The sequence below is a fragment of the Stenotrophomonas sp. genome, assembly GCF_050737575.1.
Lineage (GTDB): Bacteria > Pseudomonadota > Gammaproteobacteria > Xanthomonadales > Xanthomonadaceae > Stenotrophomonas.
In genome coordinates this window covers 76019-95390 of sequence record NZ_JBOHXW010000002.1, presented here as the reverse complement: position 1 = coordinate 95390, position 19372 = coordinate 76019, and the positions used below count along the sequence as shown (strand labels likewise).

Genomic DNA, 19372 nt, shown 5'->3' with positions numbered 1-19372 from the left:
TAGATGATTGTCGGCTCCGGACTGATTGCTCGTGCATTTGCGCCCCAGTATGGCAGCGATCCGACGACGATCATCTTCGCCTCAGGCGTCTCCAATTCATCCGAAACCGATACCGCAGCGTTCGACCGCGAGCGCATGATGGTTCTGAAGCAACTCGCGTCCAACCCGGAACGCCTGTTGTACTTCGGCAGTTGTAACGTCAACAACCCAGAACAGCAGTCGCCCTATTTTGCACACAAGCGTGCAATGGAAGCCCTTGTCAGTAGCAGCGGCGTGGGCTTGGTTATCCGACTGCCACAAGTGGTAGGCGCAACGCCGAACCCGAACACACTCACCAACCATCTGCACCGGCAGATCGTCGACGGGGCAAGGGTTACGATATGGAAACGCGCCGAGCGTAATCTGATCGACATCGATGACGTTGCCGCAATTACCCATCACGTGTTGACCTCAACAGAAGCTCTGCCGCCCGTCATTTCCGTGGCTTCTCCATGGACACTGCCAATGGGCGAGATCGTCCGCATCTTCGAAAGTGTGCTCGGCCGCACAGCCAAAGTGGCCGAGCTCGAGCGCGGCGAGCGCATGCACATCGACACAAGCCTCGCCGAACGCGCCGCCGCCGAGATCGGAATCGATTTTGGCCCGGACTATCCGCAACGCGTGATCAACAAGTACTACGGTAACCGCTGATGAGCATTGAAGTCTCTATTGTCATTCCCGTTTACGGCAGCGCTGGCATCCTGCCCATGCTCGCCACGCGGCTGGAGTCGGCATTGCAGGCATGCGCACCCGATGCTTTCGAAGTGATCCTGGTACATGACCACGGCCCCGACAATGCATGGCAGGTTATCCGCTCATTGGCCGCCGACAGGCCCTGGCTGAAGGGCATAAACCTCCGCCGCAATGCCGGTCAACATAATGCAGTGATGGCTGGTTTTTCCCATGCCAGCGGTCGCTTCGTGGTCACCATGGACGACGATCTGCAACATGACCCGGATGATATCCCGCGCATCCTGCAGACCCTGCACGATGGCGCCGATCTTTGCTATGTGAGTTTCGAGGATCGCAAGCACGCTCTCTGGAAGAAGGCCGGCAGTGCCTTCAACGACTTTGTTGCCAGCAAGCTGCTCAACAAACCACGCAACCTGTACTTGTCGCCATTCCGGGGCATACGCCGCGAGATCTGTGAGTCGGCGATGGAGTATCGCGGCCCGTTCGTCTACGTCGACGGCCTGCTGCTTCAAGCCACGTCCAACTACGCCACCATCAGTGGAAAACACCACGCGCGACAGGACGGGAAATCGGGCTACAGCCTACGCAAGTCGATCTCGCTGTGGCTGCAGATGGCAACCAGCTTCTCGATCGTGCCGCTGCGTCTGGTATCACTTGCCGGAGTGTTTGCTTCGTTGCTGGCATTCCTGCTGGCGCTGGCTGTGATCTGGCGCAAACTGATCGACCCTGCCATGGCCGTCGGCTGGCCGTCACTGATCGTCGCAGTTCTGTTCATGGGCGGCTTGCAGCTGCTGGCATTGGGTGCCATTGGGGAGTACACCGGGCGTATCCTTCTCAACGTCAATCGCCGGCCACAATATGTGATTGGCCAGCGCGTAAACCTCGACCCGGAAAATAGCGCAACTCCCACGAGCTGAAGACGCTGACTGTTACATCCGTCGCCGCAACCACATGTAGGCGAAACGGCGCACGTGGGCCATCCAGCGGGCGCGCCGGTTTCCCCGGCGCAATTCGGCAGCACTCAGCAAACCAGGGTGGCTGGCTGCGAAGTCTTCATGAAACGCGGTCGCCTGCTGCGACTGCTGTTTTGTCAGACGTACGCTCCATTGCCCCGCACTGATGCGAAAACTGGCCAATACCTCAGGCAAAGCCACCACATTGCCGTGCACCATCACCCGGCTGTAAGTAGCCTGATCAATCAGGTACGGGAAGCGACTGTCCCAGCCACCTTCGGCCACAAGCAGTTCACGCCGCAGCATTACGCAGCCCGGCTCCCCAAAGATATTCGTACCGGCCAGGATGCTCGCTTTTGCTGCCACGCGTCCATCAACGCAACCGGAGAGACCGCCCAACCCACGCGCTGCCATTAACTGCTTGCCATTGGCATCGATCAGATTCCGACGCGCTGCGACCAGCACCACGTCGGGATGCGCGTCGAAAGCTCCAACCTGCCTACGCAAAGCGTCCGGCGCGATCAGGTCATCACCGCAAACCAGCTTGAGCAGTTCACCGCGCGCATGCTCGCTCACCCGATTCCAATTCGCCAACGCGCCGCCACCGGCCGGGGTCGGCGGCAACACCCGCACTTTTGGCACGTCACGATAGCGCTCCAGCAGCGCGCCTGTGCCGTCAACCGAGGCGTGGTCTGCCACGACCAATTCGAAGTCTTCGTAGTCCTGCGCAAGTACCGAGTTGATCGCCGCGTCTATGTCACGCGCATTGTTATAGGCGGGAATGACCACCGAAACACGGGGCACCCTACTTTGCTCGGTCATTACTGCTTCCTGCGGAATGAAAAGTACTTGTGGCCAAAATAGTTGAAAACCACCACGGCGATTGTGATGACAATCTGTACGGGAATGGCAGGCAGTCCTGCCACTTCCACCAGCAGGGTCAGTGCACCGACGTTGAACAGGAACGACATGAGGTTGACGCTGACGAAGCGCAGGAAGTCGCGCAGCGTGTTGCCGCTGACCCGGAACACCAGGTGCCGGTACACATTGAACACCAGCAGCAGCGACACCACCCAGGCGATCGTCAGACTCACCGCCGACGGCACAGCCGGCCCCAGCAGCAGTACAAGAGCGGCGAAAAGCGCCGTGCTGAAGGCGGTGTTGGCACCGCCCACCAGCAGGAACAACACCCGCTGATCACGGATCAGGCGTTGCAGCGGACCCGGCGGACGTGCCTGGCCGTCGGCACCGACACCGGCGAGGCCATCGTCGCGCGGTTCACTCATCCGTCAACGCCGTCGCAGGCGACCGAGATGCTGTCGACCATCACACCAAGAACGCGCTGATCTGAGCTCCCATGCAGATCGCGGCTCGGTACGGTGGACGGGGAGACCTGCATGCGCACTCCACCTTCGGCGACGCTTGGCCCCAGCTCGATGCGGGTCGATCGGCCAGGCTGTACATGGGCAACGCGTTGGACACCGTCACTACCGATAATCCGCACCTCGCGGGACGTCATCTGTGCAGGCAAATATACGTCGGCGACAAAACTGCATTCACAACGCGGAAGGAAGATTTCGGCCGCATCGGTGCTCCAGCGTCCCTGCGGCTCCTCGTTGTTCCAGCCAGCCCCGTACTTGACCTTGCTTGCCTGACAATAGCCGGCCGGAACAGCTCCATAGAGCGCCAATCGCCGCTCCCGCATCACATCGATACCACGCCGCGCATCAGCAAGGGGAGACTGAAGCAAGCGTGCCGACTCCTCATCGGGTACACCCTTCAAGCTTGCCTCATTCATCGCATCGAAGATCAACGCGCGGAAGGGCCCAGCGCGCCATTCATGCAAGTATGTCCACGCATGACCCAGCGCAACGATGGACAGTAGTCCCCCAAGGGCTACATTGGCCCATCCATGTATCGGCCGTGGCGCTGCGGCGACTTCACGGGAAGCCAGCCAGAGCACACCTACCATCAACAGGACGAAATCCATGTAGTAGCGGGAAGCAATCACCGCACCTGGCCCGTCGACACCACGGGCTACCGCTACCGCCACGGCAACCAGGCCGCCATACAGCACCAGGTAAACAGGGAGACGGGATCCAGGTGCGCCTCGACGTAGCCAGCTCCACAGCGCAATGCTACCTGCAGCAATGACGATAACGCCAAGCATCAGAAGCAGCTCATAAGGCTTTCCGCCGCGCAGAAGTGCCTCGTGACCACCAAACGTCGTCCCCAATGCGTAGAACGGAAGCAACGCGGTCGAACTGGTCAGGGAAATGCGTGCCGAGTCCATGTCGGTACTCACAACTTGCCCAGATCCCACATACAGCGCGATCGAGACCAGCAGCGCAGCAACCGGCAACAGGCCCCGCCAACGACCAGGCTGCTGCCACTGTGGCAGGAAAGCAAAGAGTTGTACCAATGCCGTGGACAGCACAAACGCGTGGTTCCAGCCCATTCCGACCAGCAGAACGATGAGCGGAGCCGCCACGGACAGGGCCAGCTGCAGAACACCTGCGCGGCTGCAGGTTCCACTCAGCAACCACGCGTGGCCGATGAAGAACAGGACAAAGCACAGGTTCTTAATCCAGAGTGGCAGCCCGAGGTCCAGGGTAAGGACCTCAACGCCCGCCCAGCTGAAGCACAGCGCAGCGAACGCCAGCGTGATCACCAGCTGAAGCATTCCGATCGGTCGCTGGGTCGACAGCGCCTGCTCGCGGGCATCACGATTCCAAGCGACCACCAGCAGTACCGAAACGACGAGTATGACCAGCGTTGTCAGACGCGTCGCGAGCATGACATCCAGGCCAAACCATTCCACATTGGCAAGCAGGAATGCCTGATTGATGAAACCACGGTGAGCAGACGCTTGGCCCCAGAACGCCAACGTCGACAGCTTTCCCTGCTCCCAGTCCTGCAACTGCGCCAGAAGCCGCAATGAGTCCATGTAGAGCGCGTCCGGCTCGGCTCGCGAAAGCAAAACCTGCTGGATGATGAAAATAACCAGAACCGCGATCAGGCCAATGGCAAGCTGGGTACGGCTGCTTCTTACATCGATTGTCTCTGCAATGTCGCCGATCCTGCCCAAGCCAAGCTCCTCGTCACGTCATGTTTATGGGGAAACGCAGATGGCGCCCCAACGGGGCGGCCCGTGTATGTTAGCAGTACGCTGACGCATGCCGGACCGGACTGGAACCGACAGGAGGCGCCCTTTTACGCCCATTCGCCCCCTGCCTGCGATGGCGTCTGTGCGGGCCATTCCGTTCGCCCCCGCACTGACTATAATGGCGCTGAAAGCAGCACCCATCAGCAGCACCCATCCCTCTAGATAATCACTGACCCATGAAGAAGATCACCCTCATTGCTGTCCCGTTTGCCTTGCTGCTGGGCGCTTGCAGCGGCCCGGCGCCTAGCGACCAGACTGACGGTAGCGCTCCGGCTCCGACGGCTGCACCGGCGACTGCCCAGGTTGAAGCGCCGGCCACCACCCTGATTCGCGCTGAACCGGCCGTCCTGCCGGACTGCAATCCTGCGGTCGTCACACTGCACTGGAACGTGTTCACCACGCATCCGGAGATCAAGACCGTGAAGGTTTACAGCGGTGATCGCGTGTTTGTCCACAGTGCCGCCACCGGCAAGCAGGCCACCGGCCCGTGGGTACGCCCGGGCGCGGTTTTCACCCTGAAGAATGGTGCCGACGACACCGAACTGGAAAAGGTCACCATCGGCGGCCCGGCCTGCAGCCCGTAATACATTCAGATCATGCTTGGTTACAGAAGAGGGAGCGTGAGAACGCTCCCTCTTCTGTTTCACACATGCGCCGACACGTCTTCGGCACATCAGGTGGACACAGTAACCTGGCTGATCAGTCGTTGCTGTCGCAGGGCACGGTGGTCAATGTACGGCGGGCAAGCTCAACACCATTCATTGCCCTCAAGGTCACCGTGAATCCGTCTTCGGCCCATGCTCCCGTCTGCTGCGAACCTTTGCTCGGTCCGGCCGTCCAAACCTTGGGCTTTAGTCCGACCCCGTTGACCTCGATCTGAGCCCAGGCCAGCCCAAGCGGCGATGCATCCCAACTGACCGTGACCGGCACCGGAACATCACAACGACGTGCCACCGCAGGTTCGATCTCAAGCGTGGCCGATGGCCGCTGGCTGCACCCTGCGAGCGCGATCAGGCAGCACAACCCGATCGTCCTGGAACAGCTTCTACGTGCTGCAACGTGTTTACTTGACATGATCGGACAACCTCTTTCCGCTGATGCGGGCATTGGCTGCGGAAGAAAGACCGTCATGTAGTCGTTGCCGCACAGCCGGATCTGCTTCACCTTCAATGCGACGCCCCAACGCAAATACCAGATCAAAGTAGTCATCACCTTTCAGGCCGGCAATGTCGAGGACTTCCGCGGGCAACTGCCAGGAATGGATTACACGCCCCTGGCCAGAAGAACGCCCATTGGAGCTGACAAGCAACCAAGGTGTGGACTGCTGCCATGCAGCCTTGCCGTCGACAAACTGCAGTTGCTCCCAGGTACTGGCCATGGCCGGCAGGTGATCGCCGAAGAATGCCAGAACATAGGGGCGCTTTCGATCATCCAGCGCATGTACCAAGCGCTGCAATTGATCATCCCCCTGTTCAAGGTGATACAGGTAGTTCTGCAATTCCACGCGACCGTTGCCAGTCAGTACCGGCGGCAGGTCAACCGCGTCACGCCGCTGAGGGTTGGCGAACGGAATTCCCGGGTCGCCGTGATTATATGGGCCATGATTCTCCATGCTGACCGCCATGACGAATGTCGGGACAGTGGCATCCTCGAGTTCTTCAATAATCGAATCGGTCATGCCCTGGTCCGAGAACCACATACCATCTTTAGGGCGATTTTTTTCGCGGAAATCGCGCGAATCCAGGAATCTGTTGATACCCATCGCCGCGTAGGTCTTGGTGCGCTCCCAGAAAGAACCCGAATTCCCGTGGATTGCCAGCGTATCGTAGCCGAGTCCCTTCAGGTAGCCCGGCAGACTCGGCAAGGGTTTAACATCCAGATCCACATACGGGAAACTCACTTCGGGGAAGGCTGCAACAGGCATGCCGGTCAGCACCTCGAACTCCGTGCGGACGGTACCACCACCATAGGTAGGTACCCTCAAGGCACCGCCTTGGCCCGACTCCAGATAACGACGCGTCGCAGGTATCGGATCCCTGACGCTACCCATCTCCGCAATGATGCGTGGGTCCATGAAGGACTCACTCAGAATCACGATGACGTCCGGCCGTTGTCCAGCAGCCGGAGCCTGCGGCTCCAGCTTGGGCGGCAGCAGCGCGACTGCCTCATTCAATGCGGCAGCATCGACCGTGAAGTGCATATTGCTCTTCTGCAGATACTTGAACACCAGCGTGCTGAACAAGCCCGAGCGAAGAACCGCAGGAACCGCAGGAGCCTTGCTCAACGGAGACGGGCGCATTTCCTCGGAGTTATACACCCTGGTCCATGGCCATCCGGCTGCATAGAGCGAAACAAGCGCAAGAAGCGATATGGCGAACAGCCCCCCCTGTCGTCGCCCGAGCCAACGCATGCGAGGACGCTCCAGGACCGCGGCGATAACCAGTCCCAGTACAACCGCAACGGCAATCGCCAATGCCGCCCCAGGCTTATCAAGGTAGACCGAGAAAAGCTCAATGGACGCTTTGTTGATGGCGGTGAGGAAATAGAAGTCCTGTAGCTCGAATGGACTCCCAAGGATGGAGAGCTTCAGCTTCGAGGCGATATAGATGACCAGCTGCAGCAAACCAACCAGCAGAATCGGGAACACGAAGCGACGGGTTATCGCCGCGATCAGCAACGCTACAGCCAAACCCGGCAATGCATTGACGAAAGCGTTGGAGAGGCTAGTGTACGTATCGGCAGCCACCATCAATGCGCCACGATCGAGCCACCACAAAACGGCCGGATACGAACACCAGAGCAGAACGGCCAACACGACCATTGACCAGGACAGGTATATGTTCCGCAGCATTACCTGCTCTCCGGTGCTGGGCCTGAGTGTCCGACCACCGCGCGGTCGCGGGGAGCCTTCAACTTCAGCTTGGCCAATGGGCGGTCAATCACGTAGACGATCACCAACGACAACACCAGTGTCACTGCGAACGCCTTGAAGAAGAAATCCAGCGGACGTGAGCTGTCGCAGGGGCAGAGGAACCAAGCTGCCACCGTCGTGTGGAACAGATAAACGGGATAGCTCATGTCACCAAGCAGCCGGTCAGCCGCACTAGAGGGCTGACGGTGTAGAGAGACCACCATCCAGACAGACAGAAGGACAGAAACGTAGAGCCCAAAGGTCCAAGGCCAGTTCGGTGCGACCAGCCAGGTCAAGCCATACAGCAGCCACACCAACACGCTGGTCAGCGGCATGCTGAAGCGCGATAGCGCTTCACGATAGTGACAGGCAAGCGCACCCGCAGCAAAGGGCAGGATGCAGGGAAGGAATGTTGCGTAGCGCTCGCCGAACGTGTCACCGACAATGCCAATACGCAGATTCAAAATGATACCTACCAGCAATGCCAACCAGGCCGTACTGCGTGCGCGCGCCATGAACGGCAGCAACATGTAGAAGCCCACCTCGATTGCCAGAGCATTCGAGACCGGCACGGGCAATCCACCGCGCTGGAAGCCTGGAAACAGGCTGACGACATGAAGCCATTGCTCGGCGCTGCCGGGCCAGTAGAACTCCGCATTGATCTGTCGTAGATCAATGCCTCGCTGAAATGAAAACCAGAGCGTCACCAGGCCGACTGCCGCAGCGATCCAGTACAGCGGGAAAATACGCATGAAACGATTGAAAGCGTATGCGCGCAGCCCCACGCCGTCGAACCCGTATCGCGTGGTAAGCACAAGGGTCATCAGGAAGCCACTGAGCACGAAAAATGCCCAGACCGCGTACGCAGCATAGCCTTGAATCATTCCGTCCCAGAGGTGGGACATGGCAACCATCGACGCCAGAATCAGGCGGCAGGTACCAAAGCCAAGTTTGGGCAGCTTCACAGCGCTCACCCTCCCTTGCAGGGCAGAGAACTGCCGATCACTTCAGCGAGCACTTCGCCGGTCTTCTGGTCTTCGAAGATAAGGCGTGATCCTTCATCGATCCATGGCCCTGTCACACCCTCGCCAGCTGCGCCCGACTCCATCCAGACTTTGGGCTCCGCGCCGGCGCTGCCGACTTTGATTCGGACCCCTGTTATCTCAGGATCAATGACCTGCCAGGTCAGCTTTACTTCCGCATTGCGCGATCTGCCACCGTGGCAACGCGCGGTCTGGACATCGCTATTGATATCGACTCGCGACCCGCCATTTACTTCGGCAAGAAATGGTGTGATTCCGGCAGCCTCCATGGCAGCGGCTTGCCGCTCCTGCTTCCGGCATTCATCAATGGCATTTTGGTCACAGCAGCCCGCGACGACCAACGCAGCGGCAATGCCAACGCTGACGTGACGTACGGCACGCCAACGGCAAAAATCACTCATAGAACCACCTCAATATGCATTGCAAAACGCCAGCTTCTGACTTGCCCCGAATCCCGGGCACGGAGCGGCCTCATGCTGGTCAATTCAGAAACAACGGCGCATCCACGCCGCTACGTCGGTAAACGAACTTTCATCAACACGGAACGCCCTTCCAAGCCCCGCACGCCGCGCCGCCTCGATATCCGTGGGCTGGTCGCCGACAAGCACAGAACCCGGCAAGTCCAACTGCCAATCCCGCGCGGCCTGCAGCAACATCCCCGGCTGCGGCTTACGATACCCGCTGTCAGTCCGGTAAACAGGCAACGTTGCATCCGGATGCTCTGGACAATAGTAGGTCGCCAGAATCGACGCACCCCGCTCCTGAAACTGCCTGTGCACCCATGTCGTGTACCCACGGAACTGTGCATCACTGTAGTAACCACGACCGATTCCGGCCTGATTGGTTACAACCACCAGAGCAAACCCCATCTCCTGTGCAGCGCGACATAGTTCAAAGATTCCCGGCACCCATTCTGTCTTTCCCGGCGTATGCACATAGCCGTGATCGGTGTTTATCACACCATCGCGGTCCAGGAACAACGCCCTGCGAAGTTCAACAACAACTCCTGACGTCACAGCGCCCGGCCCGACAACGACCCAATCCCCCGGGGCTCGAACATCCGGGGAATCAGACACGGGGCGTCTCGAACCAGGTCTGCGCCAGCGCATAATCTTCCGGCACGCCGATGTCGATGAAACCGGACGTATCCACGGTTGCGGCCAGACCACCTGCGCTGGCCAACGGATGCAAAAATGCCGTTTCCAACGAGAAAGCCCCAGCACTGGCATGTTCATGCAATGCCGCCAGACCTTCCCTGGACAGGTAATAGCTGCCAGCGTTGATGTAGCCTGGACCAACCTGTCCCTTCTCCTGGAAGGAGAGCACACGCCCTTGCTGTACCGTCACCGCGCCATAGCGCGCAGTATCTGCGACGCTGGCCAGCGCCATGCCGGCCAACGCCCCCTGGGCTTCGGTGACCTGCTGCAGGTCGCGCAACGAATAATGCAGATAGGTGTCCCCATTGCTGACGTGCACAACCTGCCCTTGCAGGTGCTTGACCGCCTGCATCAACGCCCCGCCCGTGCCCAGTGGCTCATGCTCGACGGAATAAGCGATGTCCATACCCTGCCAGTTTTTGCCGATCGCCGCTTCTATTTTTTGCGACAGATAGCCCGTGGCAAGAACGGTACGTCGTACTCCCTGCTCAGCCAGGCGATCAAGCAGCCAAGCCAAGAATGGCCGGCCGGCAACCGGCGCCAGCGGCTTGGGAACATCACTGACCACCGATCGCAGGCGGGTACCCAACCCGCCTGCGAGAATCACAGCTTCTTCAATTGGCTTCACGTGGGAACATCTCGCTTTCGATCAACGCACACAAAAGGTGGCCGATGAACTCGTGTCCTTCCTGGATGCGTGGCGTTTCATCCGACGGAATGCGGAAGCAAATGCGGGATTGAGCCAACATATCTCCGCCACCTTGGCCTGTGAAGCCAATCACGGCAATGTCACGATCGTTGGCCACCTGAATTGCACGCATGATGTTCTTGGAGCGGCCAGAGGTGGAGATGGCGACAAACACATCACCGGCCTGGCCCAAGGCCTCAATCTGGCGCGCGAACGTGTAGTCGTAACCGTAGTCGTTGCCGATCGCCGTGAGGATCGATGTATCGGTCGTCAACGCGATCGCTGCGAGACCAGGGCGGTCGTAGTAGAAACGCGACACCAGTTCGCCAGCCCAATGCTGGGCATCTGCGGCGCTGCCACCATTGCCGGCGAAAAAGATCTTCTTGCCTGCACGCAACGCGGCAACGCACAACTGAACCGCATCGACGATCTGCTGCTGCAGGGCGGCATCCTCAGCCATCCTGCGGAAATTTTCCTGTGCCTTGGCGAATTCGGTGCCAATGAATTGGTTCATCCCAGTTTCCATGATGAAGCTCCGTGGTGCGTAAAGTGAGTATCGTAGACAGTTCCGCCGGCGCCACTGAGTGCGCGTACCAGACGGAGTCGATCGGCCGGATCGCAGACAAACATCATGAAGCCACCGCCGCCGGCACCGGAAACCTTGGCTGCTCGTGCGCCGTTGGCGAATGCGAGTTCCTCGATCTCATCGATCATCGGATTGGTGATGCTCGAAGCGCTCTGCTTCTTGGCCTGCCAGCCGGACTGCATGACCTCGGCGAACCGTCCGAGATCGCCTCGCAGCAACGACTCCTTCATTTGCGTTGCCTCGACCTTCAAACGATGCATCGCATCCAGCGAGTCGCTGCGGCCTTCCTTGATGTTGCGCGACTGCTCATCAATGATCTTCGCCGAAGCCCGCGATACGCCGGTGAAGTACAGGACCAGGCTCGATTCCAGCTCTGCCCAGATCCAGTCCTTGATACGCAGTGGATTGACGATGACTCGATCCTCCGCGTAGAACTCCATGAAATTGAAACCACCAAAGGCAGCTGCGTACTGATCCTGCTTGCCGCCGGACAAACCCAGGTCGTTGCGCTCGATCTGGTAAGCCAATTGCGCAATCTCGTACTCACCAAACGGCAACGACAAGTACTCGGCAAATGCTGCAACCAATGCCACAACCATGGTCGAAGACGAGCCAAGCCCAGAACCCGGAGGGGCGTCCGAATGCGTGCGCACGCGCACAAGGGGACGCTCACCGCCCAGGTGATGCTCACACAGGTGCAGATACACACCCTTCATCAGTTGCAGCGGGCCCGGTGAAGCTACCACCTCGGAAGCCACGCAACTCTCGCTTACATCAGCATCAAGGGCCTGGAACTCGACCAGCTCTCCGCAGGAGGGATCAATCGTGGCATAGGCATACTTGTCGATCGTCACGTTCATGACGAAGCCACCATGCTGGTCACAGAATGGCGAAACGTCGGTACCACCTCCCGCCAGACCAAGCCGCAATGGTGCGCGCGAGCGGACGATCACGAAGCCTGCTCCTGTGCTACGCCAAGGGTTCTGCGCCAGTAAGCCAGCATGTCGGCAAGAGTTTCATCCAGCCCCACCTGCTGAGACCAGCCAGTACGCTCCACCAGACGACTGGAATCACCGAAGATCACCTTCTCGTCGCTGGGTCGCAGCAGTGCCTGGTCGGTTTCGACACTGACCGGCACGCGGGCTGCACCCACCACGCGCTCCACGATGTCGCGGATCTGGTAAGTACGCGCACCACTGATGTTGTAGACCTCACCCGGCTCGCCCTTGGCGGCAAGCAATTCCAACGCTGTCGCCAAATCGCGAACATCGGTGATCGCGCGCCACGTATCCTGGTTACCGACTTTGAGCACCGGCGCGATCTGACCTGCTTCGATCCGCGCCACGCGCTGGGTAAGATCAGCACAGACATCACCGGACTTGCGTGCACCCGTCGTATTGAAGATACGGGCACAGACACTACGAATACGCCAGTTGGCCCAGTACTGCAGGGCAAGCATCTCGGTAGCCACCTTGCTGATGCCATAGGGATGCAAGGGGCGCAGCGGATGCGATTCCTTGACCGGAATATCCTCGGCAGCAACTTCGCCATATTGCGCGCTGGAACAGGCAACAACGACCACCGGGTCAATCCCTGCGGCACGGATCGACTCGAATACATTGGTGGTACCCACCACATTGGTATCCAGCGTCTCGGCCGGCGCTGTCCAGGACAAGGCCGGATAGCTCTGTGCCGACAACAGGTACACCACGTCCGGCCGGAACGATTCAATCACTTGCGAAGTCTGCTCGCGATAGCGGATATCACAGCGGACAACGCGGTCCTGGAAGGCGGCCCAATCACGCGGCTCGATCGTTGGGTTGTAGCTGGTACCCAGGACCTCATGACCTTCGGCGATGGCGCGTTCCATCAGGTAGCTACCGACGAATCCGGTTGCACCCATCACAAGTATTTTCACTACTTACCCCCTCAACTTCCGTTTGACTGGTTTTGGCGCACGCGCTCTCGGCGTGCCTCCACATCTTGGTACTGACTGGCATCGACGTCTTCGGCGACCACGCGCCACAGAGCATCCTCGGAGAAATTGTCGCGCGCGAACTGCTGGGCACTACTGGAGACCCGTGCCCAATGGGCATCGTCCTCCATCAGCCTGAGCACCTCGTCGGCAAATGCCTGCGCGTCATCGCATACGGCTATGAAATCCGATGCTGCTGCCAACCCCTGCGCGCCTGCCGCGGAAGTAACCACCGGCAAACCGAACCGCATTGCCTCGACCACTTTCCCCTTCATGCCACCACCGTAGCGCAGCGGCGCTACCACCACACGGCTGTGGCTATAGTGCGAGGCCAACTCTTCATCGGTGACATAACCTGTCACGTGAACCGAAGGTGCCTCCAAAGCCAACACTTCCGGTTTCGGATTTGAACCAACCAGATTGATGTGCGCAGTTGGTTCCTTGGCATGAATCAGCGGCAGCACTTCATTTACGAACCATACCGCTGCGTCAGCATTGGGGCCGTGGTTGAAACCGGCGACGAACAGCAGCTCACGCCGGTGGGATATCTCACTACGCTCGATCTTCGGGAAGGTATCGAAAGCATAGACCGGAATGGTGAATGCCTTTTTCTGCACGCCATGATCGCCGAGCCACTGCACCACCCTTGAGGTTTCAAGGTCCGATGGGTAGTAGATGGTGTCCACTTCCTTCCACAGCCTTTCCTCGAAGGAACGCATCGACTCCATTTCTGCCTGTACACCCGCATCAGGAGCCAGCTTGAGCTGATCGGCCAAGCGCTGATGATGAATGTCGTGTCCGTAATAAAGCAGCGGCGCGCGAGTATGGCGACGCAGCGCCTCGATGTACTTCACCGAAACGTGAGGGCGACTCAACAGCACATAATCAACGCAGGCTCCATTTTCCTGGATCCAACGCTCGAAGCCATCGACATACTCCGCCCCATAGATGACTTCAACGCCGCGCTGCTGAAGACGTGGTGTGTATATGGGGTCATACCACAGGTTGTCGGGCCAGAATTTGACTGACATTCCCTGCTTCTGGAACAGGTTCATGAACTGCCACATGGTCCGCGAACCCGCGTCGCGATCAGCCTGCGGGACGTAATGATCGATGACGAGTACAGTTTTACGCAGTTGGGAACGGTCACGCGCAAGGAAAGGCAGCTCGGCATTGGCAAAGTGGCCTTCCGACAACGTGCGCTCCCAACGCACACGGAGCTTTTCCTGGTTGGCCACCTGATAGGCCTTGATGCCCGATGAGGTATCCGTACCGTGGGAAATGCCCTCATGGTGTACCACCGTAGCCTGAGGCTGGTAATAGACCTTGTAGCCGGCCTGGCGCACTCTGAACGCCAGATCCGTATCTTCGCAGTAGGCCGGCAGATAATGCGGATCGAAACACCCCAGCCTGGCCAGCAAATCCGTGGGCAGCATGATGGCCGCACCGGAAATGTAGTCGGCCTCATGCAGATAGTTGAACGGGGCCAGCGATGGATCCTGAAGGCGGCCGCAGTTCCACGCCGTCGCGTCGCTCCAGACAATTCCGCCGGCTTCCTGCAGCCGTCCGTCCGGATACACCAGTTTGGCACCGACCATTCCTGCGTCGGGAACATCACGGAACACTCGAAGCAGTGCTTCCAGCCAACCCGCAGTGACTTCAGTATCGTTGTTCAGGAAGCAGGTATAGCGACCACGGGCCATTGTCGATGCGTTATTGCACGACATCAGGAATCCGAGGTTTTTATCGTTCTCGTGGTAACGGAGACCCGGTACCTGGGCGAGCCTGCCGATCTCTGGATCGCCAGAGGCGTCCTCCACCACAAGCACTTCAAATGGCACCTGGCTACCTGCAACTGCAATCGAATTCAGGCAGGCCAGACTATAGGGATAGTTGCCATAGGTCGGCACAATGATGGTGACCAACGGCGACTCAAAGTGCTCAAACGACAGGCCAGCAAGAACATTGCCGCTGTCCTCGATCACCTGTGGCAACGATAGCTCTTCCACCGGCCGGACGGGAACACGGCTGCGCTGCATCAACCAACGCTTGACCGGTACAACCAGCGGCGCGACCAACGGCCACTGCGCCACGCCCGAGGCACGCAGCGAAGCGGTGACACCGGCCCAATCCCCACGCAGCAACCGTGATCCGAAGCGCAAAGGCCGGGTCATCACCCATGAATTGGATGCCAGCAATTGGTCGACCAGTTTCCGATTGGTCAGCAGTTCCTGTCGGCACGCCTCCAGCTGGCTTTCCAGCTCGACACGTGCTGCGCCGATCACCCTCAGCCGCGAAACCTCGGCATGACTTTGACCGAGTTTGCCTTTGAGCTCAGCCACATCCAGCTCACTCGCCAGCAGGCTTCGGCCCATGCTTTCCTGACGCTGCAACGCCGCTGCAGCATCATCTCTTGCTGCGAGTACCTGGCTGGCGCGCAACTGCTCGCTGGCGTCAGATGCCAGTTGCAGTTGCTCCCTTTCAGCCTCAAGCCTCGTCTGGCCTTCCTGCAGCTGTGCCACTACCTCGGCACGTTGCGCGGCATTCTCTTCCTCCGCCTCGTGCAAAGTCTCTCGTAGCTGCTCCCGTTCGGCGGCCATCTTCAGCTGGGCCTCCTGCAGAGTGGTTGCCATCTGCTCCCGTTCGGCGGCCATCTTCAGCTGGGCCTCCTGCAGAGTGGCTGCCATCTGCTCCCGTTCGGCGGCCATCTTCAGCTGGGCCTCCTGCAGAGCGGCTGCCATCTGCTCCCGTTCGGCCACCACTTTCAACTCAGCGTCGCGAAGCTCGGCCAAGGCTTGCTCGCGCGCAGCCACCAGTTCTTCAGACTTCACGAAAGCAGCGTCGCGTGCGGTATCGGCGTTCCGCACCATCTCATGCGTCTGGGCCAACTCCGCACGTACCGCGTCCAACGTCCGCACCAGCGTCGCACTGATCAGATTGCCTGCACGCAGGGCTTCCGTGGACGCTTCAATATCTGTTCGCAGCGAATCTGCAGTTGCGGTCAGCGACAGGTTGGTCTCCTGACTGGCCTTCAAAGCAACGCGTGAAAGATCCAATTCCTGACGGATTGCTTCCAAGCTGGTAATCAGGCTCGCGTTGGCCTGACCACAAACTTCCAGTGCATGACGTGAGGACTCAAGTTCGCCACGCAGCATCCCTACACTTTCTTCGGACGCACGCGGAGTACTTTCCAGTTCCTGCTGCAGACTGGAAACATGACGCCGCAGTGAGGCGATCTCGTCGTCCTGGGCTTTTGCCCAGCGCGCCACCTCACTATGTCGCTCGTACAGGTCTTCAGCCTCGGCCAACATCACGGACGGCGCTTCGTCTGGCAGCAAGGCTTCCTCTGCTGCGGCCACGGCAATGAAATACACGGCCTCAGGCAACACCGCCACACGGGGCTCGACGCCAACGGCCGTCTCGGTTACGGCCTGATATTCCGAGTGCATGCGCACATTGTCGATGGGGGTGATTGTCGAAGCTACCGACATGCGGTGCCCGATAATGCGCACGGCAGGAAACTGCTCGTGCAGCAGTTCCCGAAACTCGCCAAGGTACAACTCCTTGACGTGAAAATCGTTGTGGTAACCGGCCTTGTCCGAGTAAACCTCCTTATTCGGAGAAGACATCACCAGAATGCCTTGAGGGCGCAGCACGCGGCGAATCTCGACCATCATCTCGCGCTGTTCCAGCAAATGCTCGATTGTCTCGAAAGAGACCACCAGATCGAAACTATTGTCGGCAAAGGGAATCGCTGCCGCCGAGCCCTGTACGTAACCCAGGTCCTTGCCGCCCACATACAGGTCGGTTGCGTGTTTGACCGCCTCCCGTGAGATGTCCACACCACGCACTGACTTCGCACGCGCCGAGAGCATTGCGCTGCCATAGCCTTCGCCGCTGGCCACGTCCAGCACATCCTTCCCTTCCGCCAGCGGTAAGCACCAGGCATAACGATGCAGGTGCTCCTGCCGGATCACTCCGTGCTCGGTAGGAACGAAGCGCTCTCCCGTAAACTCGATCATTCCTGCTCCTTGCAGACTTCAATTTCCAACATTGGAATTCCAACGAGGCCGAAGCGCATGGTTTCATCCATTGCCCTGAACTCCAGCGCATCGTGGATCCAATGCTGTTGCGTGTGATCGTGTTGATCGCCCGAAGCTACGGCGGCGTCGATCATGTATGAGCCAGATGGCATCACCGGCATACGGAACACGAAGCTTGCTGACAACCGCTCCCCGGCGTCGCCACCCACAGGGCTTTCCCTGCAGGCAATATAACTGTTGTCACCAAACAAACGCTGGCCAAGGCGGTCTTTCACATAGAAACCAACGATGACGTTACCCAAAGATTGTTTGAGTTCCACGCGGACCTGCAGGCGCACAATCTCACCACCCTCGAGGATGGATACGCGCTCACCGCGCTCATTCTGCAACTGCACGTCAAAAATACTCGCGCCCTGCGCACCAAACTCCTGGCCTACGTTGTCAGGATTGAATTCGAACACTGCCAAGCGGTTCTCGACCCCACCCTCACGCATCACCTGACGGCGAAAATCCGGCAGGTCCTCGGCGCGACTGCGCACCTTGCGTGTAACCACTACGTCCTGCTCACCGGAACCCTTGCGGTCCAGAACGTGCTGCTCGGTCATATAGGCTTCCACCACTTCCTGTGAAGTGCCGGATAGCCGCATGCGCCCATTTTCCAACCACACCGCCCGCTCGCACAGGTTGGTCACCGCAGCGGCATCGTGACTAACGAACAGCAACGTACCTTTTTTCTGAAAGTCGCGCAGGAAACGCATGCACTTCTGCGAGAAAAACGCATCACCCACGGCCAATGCTTCGTCGATGATCAGAATGTCGGCGTCCACATGGACGATAACGGCAAACGCCAAGCGCACGGACATACCACTGGAATAGCTGCGTACCGGCTGATCGATGAACTCACCGATGTCAGCAAACTCCAGGATGCTCTGCATCCGCTGTTCGATCTGGCTTCGGCTCAAGCCAAGGATCGTCGCATTCAGATAAACGTTCTCACGGCCTGTGAATTCGGGATTGAAGCCGCTCCCCAGCTCAAGCAATGCTGCGACACGGCCACGTACTTTTATGTCGCCTTCGCTCGGCGCCAAAGTGCCGGCGATCATCTGCAGCAAGGTCGACTTACCAGAACCATTGCGTCCGACGATACCCATCGTCTGCCCACGCTGGACCGAAAAATCAACGTCACGCAGCGCCCAGAAATCCTTGTAGAACGAGGTACGCTTGCCAAGCAGTGCTTGCCACAGACGGTGCGAGGGGCGCTCGTACATGTGGTACGACTTGCCAACCCCGTTGACCTCGATTACTGCCTCAGTGGTAGTCAACTCAGAGGACATCCGCGAACCCCCTGCGCAACTTCTTGAAAACCGCATAGCCCAGAACAGCGATGGTGCAGGCGATGACGGTGTAAACACCCAAACCCACCCAGTCCGGCATGCGCCCCCAGATCACCACTTCGCGGACCTGGTTGATGATGAAGGTCAACGGATTGAGCTCGAACACAATGCGGTAACTCGCTGGAACCGACTCCACGGGGATGATTGCCGAAGACAGGAACAACATGGCCGCTGCGATGACGCCTGCAATCTGGCCAACATCACGCAGGTAAACACCCAGCGCGGAAACCATCCAACATACCCCCACCGTGAGAATCACCAGCGGAACAAGTATTAATGGCAACAACGCCGCCGTCGGGTATATGACGCCCTTCACGAGAAAGAACAGCAGCAACAGCACCATCATGTTCATCAAGAGATGAAACAACGCTGAGAAGGTCATGCTCCAGACCAGAATGTCCAGCGGAAAGACCACACGCTTGACGTAACCCGTATTGCTGATGATCAGTTGCGGCGCACGGGTAAAACACTCCGCAAAGAAGCCATGCACAGTCAGGCCAGCAAACAGAATAAGAGCGAAGTCCGTAGTCGAACCGGAAGAGCCCGGCCACCGGCCTTTCATAATAAAGCCGAACGCAAGGGTATAGACCAACAGCATCAGGAATGGGCTGATCAGTGACCAGAGCAGACCGAAACTCGCCCCTCGATACCGACCAAGCACTTCACGCTGGGTCAATTCATATGCAAGCGAACGATTGCTGCCAAAAACAGAGAGGATTCCCAT

Annotated in this window: 18 protein-coding genes; 3 read left to right on the top strand and 15 right to left on the bottom strand. The window is 58.9% G+C overall.

Annotated elements, in window-relative coordinates; all coding sequences use genetic code 11:
- The first annotated feature begins 3 nt into the window (after positions 1-3).
- Entirely contained in the window at positions 4-690 is a 687-nt protein-coding gene (locus ACREP4_RS03655) for an NAD-dependent epimerase/dehydratase family protein (protein ID WP_431594857.1), read from the top strand.
- Complete coding sequence (locus tag ACREP4_RS03650) at positions 690-1649, top strand: glycosyltransferase (protein WP_431594856.1); 960 nt, start codon at positions 690-692, stop codon at positions 1647-1649. The genes ACREP4_RS03655 and ACREP4_RS03650 overlap by 1 nt, the downstream gene beginning before the upstream one ends.
- A 12-nt stretch (positions 1650-1661) precedes the next feature.
- Here the strand turns inward: ACREP4_RS03650 and ACREP4_RS03645 are convergent, their stop codons facing one another.
- Genes ACREP4_RS03645 through ACREP4_RS03635 form a run of 3 tightly spaced genes read right to left on the bottom strand, consistent with a single transcriptional unit; the run spans position 1662 to position 4773 of the window.
- Positions 1662-2507, bottom strand: a complete 846-nt coding sequence (locus ACREP4_RS03645) for a glycosyltransferase family 2 protein (protein ID WP_431594855.1) — start codon at positions 2505-2507, stop codon at positions 1662-1664.
- Positions 2507-2971 (bottom strand): GtrA family protein, encoded by a 465-nt coding sequence (locus ACREP4_RS03640; protein WP_431594854.1) that lies wholly within the window; start codon positions 2969-2971, stop codon positions 2507-2509. Before ACREP4_RS03640 ends, ACREP4_RS03645 begins: the two co-directional genes overlap by 1 nt.
- Positions 2968-4773, bottom strand: a complete 1806-nt coding sequence (locus tag ACREP4_RS03635) for a hypothetical protein (RefSeq protein WP_431594853.1) — start codon at positions 4771-4773, stop codon at positions 2968-2970. The genes ACREP4_RS03640 and ACREP4_RS03635 overlap by 4 nt, the downstream gene beginning before the upstream one ends.
- Positions 4774-5027: 254 nt before the next feature.
- Here ACREP4_RS03635 and ACREP4_RS03630 point away from each other — a divergent pair, with 254 nt between their 5' ends.
- Positions 5028-5435 carry a hypothetical protein gene (locus tag ACREP4_RS03630; RefSeq protein ID WP_431594852.1) on the top strand — a complete coding sequence of 136 codons (408 nt, stop codon included), beginning with the start codon at positions 5028-5030 and terminating at the stop codon, positions 5433-5435.
- A 115-nt stretch (positions 5436-5550) separates the two neighbouring features.
- On the opposite strand, the gene ACREP4_RS03625 is transcribed toward ACREP4_RS03630, so the two are convergent.
- The 12 genes from ACREP4_RS03625 to ACREP4_RS03570 all read right to left on the bottom strand — a co-directional run bounded on the left by ACREP4_RS03625 (position 5551) and on the right by ACREP4_RS03570 (position 19372).
- Complete coding sequence (locus tag ACREP4_RS03625) at positions 5551-5925, bottom strand: hypothetical protein (protein WP_431594851.1); 375 nt, start codon at positions 5923-5925, stop codon at positions 5551-5553.
- Positions 5915-7666 carry an LTA synthase family protein gene (locus ACREP4_RS03620; protein WP_431594850.1) on the bottom strand — a complete coding sequence of 584 codons (1752 nt, stop codon included), beginning with the start codon at positions 7664-7666 and terminating at the stop codon, positions 5915-5917. The genes ACREP4_RS03625 and ACREP4_RS03620 overlap by 11 nt, the downstream gene beginning before the upstream one ends.
- A 35-nt stretch (positions 7667-7701) precedes the next feature.
- Positions 7702-8727, bottom strand: coding sequence for an acyltransferase family protein (locus tag ACREP4_RS03615; protein WP_431594849.1), 1026 nt, complete (start codon positions 8725-8727; stop codon positions 7702-7704).
- 5 nt (positions 8728-8732) lie between these two features.
- Positions 8733-9206 (bottom strand): hypothetical protein, encoded by a 474-nt coding sequence (locus ACREP4_RS03610; RefSeq protein ID WP_431594848.1) that lies wholly within the window; start codon positions 9204-9206, stop codon positions 8733-8735.
- Between the two features lie 84 nt (positions 9207-9290).
- Entirely contained in the window at positions 9291-9881 is a 591-nt protein-coding gene (locus ACREP4_RS03605) for a D-glycero-alpha-D-manno-heptose-1,7-bisphosphate 7-phosphatase (protein WP_431594847.1), read from the bottom strand.
- Positions 9874-10590 carry a nucleotidyltransferase family protein gene (locus tag ACREP4_RS03600; protein WP_431594846.1) on the bottom strand — a complete coding sequence of 239 codons (717 nt, stop codon included), beginning with the start codon at positions 10588-10590 and terminating at the stop codon, positions 9874-9876. Before ACREP4_RS03600 ends, ACREP4_RS03605 begins: the two co-directional genes overlap by 8 nt.
- Positions 10577-11176 (bottom strand): D-sedoheptulose-7-phosphate isomerase, encoded by a 600-nt coding sequence (locus ACREP4_RS03595; protein ID WP_431594845.1) that lies wholly within the window; start codon positions 11174-11176, stop codon positions 10577-10579. Before ACREP4_RS03595 ends, ACREP4_RS03600 begins: the two co-directional genes overlap by 14 nt.
- Positions 11161-12096, bottom strand: a complete 936-nt coding sequence (locus ACREP4_RS03590) for a dehydrogenase (protein WP_431594844.1) — start codon at positions 12094-12096, stop codon at positions 11161-11163. Before ACREP4_RS03590 ends, ACREP4_RS03595 begins: the two co-directional genes overlap by 16 nt.
- 89 nt (positions 12097-12185) lie before the next feature.
- The gene (locus ACREP4_RS03585; RefSeq protein WP_431594843.1) at positions 12186-13139 is read right to left on the bottom strand and encodes a GDP-mannose 4,6-dehydratase; all 954 of its coding nucleotides are present in this window, start codon (positions 13137-13139) and stop codon (positions 12186-12188) included.
- Between the two features lie 26 nt (positions 13140-13165).
- Positions 13166-17233, bottom strand: coding sequence for a glycosyltransferase (locus ACREP4_RS03580; RefSeq protein WP_431594842.1), 4068 nt, complete (start codon positions 17231-17233; stop codon positions 13166-13168).
- Positions 17230-18588, bottom strand: coding sequence for an ABC transporter ATP-binding protein (locus ACREP4_RS03575; RefSeq protein ID WP_431594841.1), 1359 nt, complete (start codon positions 18586-18588; stop codon positions 17230-17232). The genes ACREP4_RS03580 and ACREP4_RS03575 overlap by 4 nt, the downstream gene beginning before the upstream one ends.
- Positions 18578-19372, bottom strand: coding sequence for an ABC transporter permease (locus tag ACREP4_RS03570; RefSeq protein ID WP_431594840.1), 795 nt, complete (start codon positions 19370-19372; stop codon positions 18578-18580). Before ACREP4_RS03570 ends, ACREP4_RS03575 begins: the two co-directional genes overlap by 11 nt.